Genomic DNA, 5,206 nt, shown 5'->3' with positions numbered 1-5,206 from the left:
CGGCGTCCAGGTCGAAGGTGCCGGACGTTTCGATGCTGAAGTGGGTGATGGCCCGGTAGGGGATGGAGTGGTACTCGGTCTTGGACCCCGTCATCCCCTGCACGTCCGTCAGGATCAGGCGCTTGTCGGTGAACACGAACGAGTCGCGGATCAGCTGATAGGCCTTTTCCACGCGCTCGCCCGGAATGAGCAGCTGCGCGAAATCCGCCTGCGCCTTGCCGGGCTCGATCTCCGACGCGTTGCCGAGTACTCCGCTGAGAAGTCCCATTCTTCCAATCCTGTGGCGAGGGGCGGGTGCAATCGTATTCGTTCCGAAGCTACTCGGGCGGCGCGGTTCCACGCCATGGCGGCGTGAGACGGGGGCTTCAGGCTAGCGGCCGGACACCACATTTCAGGCCGTAGACGCACACGGGGCGCGGCCTCTACAATAGGCGCCTATTGTCGCGCCCGTGTTGGGCCGCGACGTGCACCCGCGCCGCGCCTCCCATGTCTGTCCGACGCCGCAGCCGCGACGAGCTGCCCTCTGCCCCCATCGAGTTCGCATACCCGATCACCGTTCCCGAAGGGACCGTTTTCGGCGCGATAATCCTCAAGGAGGTTCCTCACAGCTTCGCCCTGCAGGTGTTCCAGGCGCTCCGAATGACGATGGCCTGGGCCGCCGGCCCCGAGGCGTCGGGCATCGAGTTCGACACGATGAACCTGACGGAGTGGGAACTCGAGGTGCTGCAGACCGAGGGCATCGACGAGGCGCTGTGGGCTCCCGTGGCGGTGATCGCGGGCGAGCTGACGCGGCCCGGGATGCTGGAGCCGGAGCGCCTGTCGCACGCCTGCCTGGCGGTGATGGACTGGGCGCTCGGCGCGGATGCGCACGGCACGGCGCTGCTCTTCGCCGAGGCCGCGGCCGTGGTGTCGCCCAGCAACGCGCGCCTGGCCTGGATCTGCGGCAAGGCGTATCGCGAACGCCACGATTTTCCCCGCGCGGAGATGTGGCTGCGGCGCGCGAAGCGCGTGGCCGTGTGGACGGGCGACTGGGAAATGCATTCCCTGGCACTCAACAGCCTGGGCAACATCAGGATGTGGATGGGCGACCTCGAAGCCGCACGGGAACTGCTCATCCAGGCGGGGCGTGTCGCGAAGGCGGGGCGGCTTCGTGAGCGGCACGCAAAAGTGCTTCACGACCTGTTTCTGGTCTGCATTTACTCCGGTGAATGGAAAGAAGCCGAACGATACGCGGAGCAGGCCTTCGCGGGGTACGGTCCGGATCACCCCAACATCATAGCGCTGACCTTTGACCTGGCGCTCCTTGCCACTCATCAAGGTCAGTTCGCCCGGGCGCTGGAGGTGCTGAACCAGCTCCGCGACCAGTTCACGGACGATGATCGGCGCTTGCGCGTGTACGCGATGATCGCGCGTGCGGCCGGCGCGGCGGGCAATGCCGAGACGTTCGAGAGTGCATGGACTGAGTCGTGGGCCCTGATCGACGGGAACACGGTGGATCACCTGCGTGCGGATGCCGCGCTGGAACTCGGGTTGGGCGCAATTGGATTAGGATTTCGCGACCACGCCTTGCACGCTCTCACGATTGCAAGAGAAGCGGCGAACGAACTGGGTGAGAGGGATACGCTTCAGAATGCGGAAGCCGCGCTCGGCAAGCTGGAGTATCACGAGGCTGCCGCCGTCGCCGCCCGGAACCGGCCCGCGCCCCGCACGCGTGCCGCGGAACTTGCTGCGAAGTACATCCTGGTGGTGCAGGCGCCCACCGGAGGAAGCCTCGCCAACTAGGACCCTCGTGGATGTGACGCTCCCACCAAAACTAGCGACGCGGCAGGCTCACCCCGAGCGCACGCTGCTCGTGATGGCGTCGGACTTTCCCGGGGCGCCGGAGGCCGTGGACGGGTACGCGGTGCAGGCGGCGGAGGGCTGGGCGGAGCTGGCGGAGCGCGTGCGAGTCGCGGCGCCGTCGAGCGTGGCCGTGGTGCGGGTGGAAGCGGGAGCGGACGCGGCGGAGCTGCGCGGGCTGATGCGCGCCACGCCGTCCGTGCCGGTGATCGCGGCCGTGAGCTTCCGCCAGGCGGGGGCCGCACAGGTAGGCGCGCTGCTGGCGGCCGACATTTCGGAGATCGTGAACCTGGATATGCTGCCGGTGCTGGCGGGAATGGTCCCCACGCTGCGCCGCGCGCACGCCCGTCCGCTCAAGCGGCGCCTGGAGGCGGGGCTGCCGGTGTGGGTGCCGGAAGAAGCGCGCACGCTTCTGCGCGCGGCGGCGGAAACGGTGGTAGACCGGGGCGGGCGCCCGAGGTTCGCGGGAATCTTCGGCGTCTACGTCCGCACGGTGGCCATCAAGAGCCGGGAGTTGAACCTGCCTCCGCCGCGGCGGCTCCTGGCGTGGGTGCGTGTGCTGCTGGCGCTGTCGCTGCTGGAAGAAGCGGAGCGGTCGGTGGTCAACGTGGCGCACGTCTGCGGATACCGCGACAACAGCTCGCTCAAGCGCGCGATCGAGAACTTCACCGGCACGCCCGCCCTGGCCTCCATCCGCGACCAGAGCTTCGCCGCCGCCTTCGACCGCTTCGCGGGCGAGCTGCGCGACCTGCGGCTGGGCACGCACGGCCGCGGAACCGCCGCGCGCGCCAGATGACGCCCACGCGCCCGGAGCCGTTTTCGCACGGATTCGGAAGAACGCGGACTGACGTACAGCAAAGCGGCGTGACTCGAAGGAGCCACGCCGCTTTCAGTCACCATCCCCTCGCGCCGCGGCTAGCCTCGGTCACAAGGCCGCGCATGCAGTCCGCGAAGGCGGACTTTGGGCCGTCGTTGCCGCGACTTCAGTCGCCCCAGCAGGGCCGAGGGCTCGACTCCCGTCCTCAGTACCCCGCCGAATCCGTCCACGCCGAATCCGTCCCGGCCGAGTCCGGGGGCGGAATCGACGTGCGGGTGCTATCGCGCAGGCCCGGGAGCTTGGGGCGCCCGTCGGTGCAGTACGTCTGGATCACCGGCACCACCAGCGCGCAGTTCGAGTCGCCGCTGCAGCGGGCCGTCTGCCACGTGACGGAACGGCGGATGGCGGTCGGCGGCGGCACGTTGTCGCAGTAGCCCGCCGATTCGCGGCTGGATTCCAGGCAGGCGCGGAAGAAGGACCCGATCTCCATCTTCCCGCCGAACGAGCGGGCCTCGCCGGCACGCCGTTTGGCCTCGGTCTCGCACCCGGCCTCGTCGGTGCCGGGGCCGAAGCGCTGTCCCTCGGCTTTGCCCTTGTCCACCCCCGCGCTCAGCTCTTCCCGGTTGCCGTTCAGCCAGAAGAACGAGGCCACCACCCCCAGGACCACCAGCACCACCAGCGCGCCGCACCCGATGCCCGCGATTTTCAGGCACCCGCCGCGTGACGAAGACGAGGGAGGCGGAGGGGGAAGATTGATGCTCACGGGCGGATCGGGGCCAGGGTGACGGAAGCGAGCGACGGCAAACAAAAGGCGAGATCCCGGGCCGTTTGTCCAGCCCGGAAAACGGATCGGTGCCGGCGCTCTACTCCTCGTACGACTGGAGCATGCGCTTTTCTTCGCGCCGGGCGATGTCGCGCAGCGCGGCCTCCCAGCTGATGCGCTCCATCATGGCGGCGGCCTGCGCCTCGATCCAGATCTCGCGGAGCACCACGTCGGTCAGCCCCACGGCCTGCCCCTCGCGGGTGCGGCGCAGCTCGGCCGCGCGCCGGGCCAGCACGATCAGGTCGTCGGGGATGTCGGACTCGGGATCCAGGTAGGCGCGGCCGGCGGTCTCGTCGCTGCGGCCGTCCGTCGGGTCGTCGGGCTTGGGCGGGCGCGGCTGCCAGCGGCGCGGGTCCGACGACACGCGCACGGCCAGGCTTCCCTCCGCGAACGGCTGCCACCACTCGATCAGGCCGCCCTTCAGCTCGTCGAGCAGCTTTTCCATCGCGGTGCGGATGGGGCCCTTTCGCCCGCCCACCCGGCGGGCGCGCTCCACGATCAGCAGCAGGTCGGCGCCAGGCTGCTCGTGGGCGTGGCTCTGGATCCAGCGCAGCGCCCGCTGCCGCGCGGTCTCGGGCCCCTCGTTCTGCAGATCCAGCCGGCGCATGGGCGGGTACCGCTGCGCCTCGTACTGCCGGGCAAGCTCGTTCAGCCGCATCGCCCCCGCGTCTCCTCTGCGCTCGTAAACGTGAACCCGGGCGGGGCTTACGCATGGACGGGGCCGCGAACGCGGGATCGCCGCTCGCGAGGCGGCCCTTGACACCAGGCGGCGAATGGTGAGATTCGTTGTACAACATAGTTGTACAACATTGCTCCATCGAGGACGATGACGACCGTCAGCTACAGCGCAGCGCGAGAGAATCTCGCGGAGCTATGGGATCAGATCGAGGACACGCGGGAGGAAGTCATCCTGCGCCGGCGCGGCCACGAAGAGCTTGCGCTGATCCCGGCGAGCGAACTCAGGAGCCTGAAAGAGACCGCGCATCTCCTGCGGTCGCCGCGCAACGCTGCGCGGCTGCTCGCGGCGCTTGCGCGTTCACGTGGAGAGCCGGGGGTCGAGTTCGAATCCGTCGAGGCGCTCGCGGCCGAACTGGGCCTGGATTCTTGACCGATGGCGTCGGGCAAGCGCGGGGGCGGTCCCCAAAATGAGCAATGGATGGGGAAGCTGCATCTGCAGCCGGAGGCCCTGGACGACATCCGCTACTGGGTAGACGAAGATCCCCGCGTCGCGCGGAAGGTGCTCAAGCTGATGGAGGCTGCGCGACGATCACCCCACGCAGGCGAGGGCAAGCCGGAACCGCTCCGCCATCTGGGACCGGACATCTGGAGCCGGCGCATCACTCAGGAGGCGCGTCTCGTCTACCGGGTACTCTCCGACGGTATCGACGTTCTCCAGGCGCGCTATCACTACTAAAGAAAATGCCTCGAAGTGTCGGCACGGGAGAGGGCGCAGCGGAAGGCCAGACGGATGAAGACGGCGAGGGATGGTAGGCACGCCCTGTCCGGGGTCAAGCACGCGCGGGCCGAAATCTCGCCACCTGTCCGGCCCCTCCCCGCCGGTGCGGAGAGGAGAGTGCCCCGCGGGTGACGGCGTCCGGAGCTGATCAGCGGAGGTGCTGCCCGAAGTGGGAGGTCGTCCGCACCCAGGCATCGCCGGCCACGTCGGCCTTGTAGGCCTGGCCGGACGGGTTGGCGAAGGCATGGCCGGCGCCGGGGTAGATCTGGAT

At 69.0% G+C, this 5,206-nt stretch carries 8 protein-coding genes; 4 read left to right on the top strand and 4 right to left on the bottom strand.

Annotation, left to right across the window (positions count from 1 at the left end):
* Positions 1-268 (bottom strand): PH domain-containing protein (locus VIB55_RS17015; RefSeq protein WP_331877864.1); only part of this gene is annotated, 268 nt, incomplete at its 3' end.
* Positions 269-645: 377 nt separating this feature from the next.
* Here VIB55_RS17015 and VIB55_RS17010 point away from each other — a divergent pair.
* On the top strand, positions 646-1,782 hold the full coding sequence (locus tag VIB55_RS17010; protein WP_331877863.1) for a tetratricopeptide repeat protein: 1,137 nt from the start codon (positions 646-648) through the stop codon (positions 1,780-1,782).
* Between the two features lie 7 nt (positions 1,783-1,789).
* A complete protein-coding gene (locus VIB55_RS17005; RefSeq protein WP_331877862.1) occupies positions 1,790-2,635 on the top strand; it encodes a hypothetical protein in 846 nt (281 codons plus the stop codon).
* 226 nt (positions 2,636-2,861) lie between these two features.
* On the opposite strand, the gene VIB55_RS17000 is transcribed toward VIB55_RS17005, so the two are convergent.
* Together VIB55_RS17000 and VIB55_RS16995 are read right to left on the bottom strand one after the other, a co-directional pair.
* Positions 2,862-3,419: a hypothetical protein gene (locus VIB55_RS17000; protein ID WP_331877861.1), complete on the bottom strand. Its 558-nt coding sequence runs from the start codon at positions 3,417-3,419 to the stop codon at positions 2,862-2,864.
* A 100-nt stretch (positions 3,420-3,519) separates the two neighbouring features.
* On the bottom strand, positions 3,520-4,137 hold the full coding sequence (locus VIB55_RS16995; protein ID WP_331877860.1) for a hypothetical protein: 618 nt from the start codon (positions 4,135-4,137) through the stop codon (positions 3,520-3,522).
* 168 nt (positions 4,138-4,305) lie between these two features.
* On the opposite strand from VIB55_RS16995, the gene VIB55_RS16990 reads away from it, so the two are divergent.
* Together VIB55_RS16990 and VIB55_RS16985 are read left to right on the top strand one after the other, a co-directional pair.
* Positions 4,306-4,587 (top strand): type II toxin-antitoxin system Phd/YefM family antitoxin, encoded by a 282-nt coding sequence (locus VIB55_RS16990; protein ID WP_331877859.1) that lies wholly within the window; start codon positions 4,306-4,308, stop codon positions 4,585-4,587.
* Positions 4,588-4,635: 48 nt separating this feature from the next.
* Positions 4,636-4,893 (top strand): Txe/YoeB family addiction module toxin, encoded by a 258-nt coding sequence (locus tag VIB55_RS16985; protein ID WP_331877858.1) that lies wholly within the window; start codon positions 4,636-4,638, stop codon positions 4,891-4,893.
* A gap of 190 nt (positions 4,894-5,083) precedes the next feature.
* Here the strand turns inward: VIB55_RS16985 and VIB55_RS25535 are convergent, their stop codons facing one another.
* Positions 5,084-5,200 carry a dienelactone hydrolase family protein gene (locus VIB55_RS25535; protein ID WP_349263046.1) on the bottom strand — a complete coding sequence of 39 codons (117 nt, stop codon included), beginning with the start codon at positions 5,198-5,200 and terminating at the stop codon, positions 5,084-5,086.
* Positions 5,201-5,206 lie beyond the last annotated feature (6 nt).

Origin of the sequence: Longimicrobium sp. (genome assembly GCF_036554565.1) — a bacterium.
In the GTDB taxonomy this organism is placed as follows: Bacteria; Gemmatimonadota; Gemmatimonadetes; order Longimicrobiales; family Longimicrobiaceae; genus Longimicrobium.
This window is presented reverse-complemented; position numbering and strand designations above follow the sequence as displayed.

Excerpts from the sequence above, each read along its gene's own strand:
- VIB55_RS16990 (WP_331877859.1), top strand. The coding sequence starts at position 4,306 with ATGACGACCGTCAGCTACAGCGCAGCGCGAGAGAATCTCGCGGAGCTA.
- VIB55_RS16985 (WP_331877858.1), top strand. The coding sequence starts at position 4,636 with ATGGGGAAGCTGCATCTGCAGCCGGAGGCCCTGGACGACATCCGCTAC.
- VIB55_RS16995 (WP_331877860.1), bottom strand. The coding sequence starts at position 4,137 with ATGCGGCTGAACGAGCTTGCCCGGCAGTACGAGGCGCAGCGGTACCCG.
- VIB55_RS17010 (WP_331877863.1), top strand. The coding sequence starts at position 646 with ATGGCCTGGGCCGCCGGCCCCGAGGCGTCGGGCATCGAGTTCGACACG.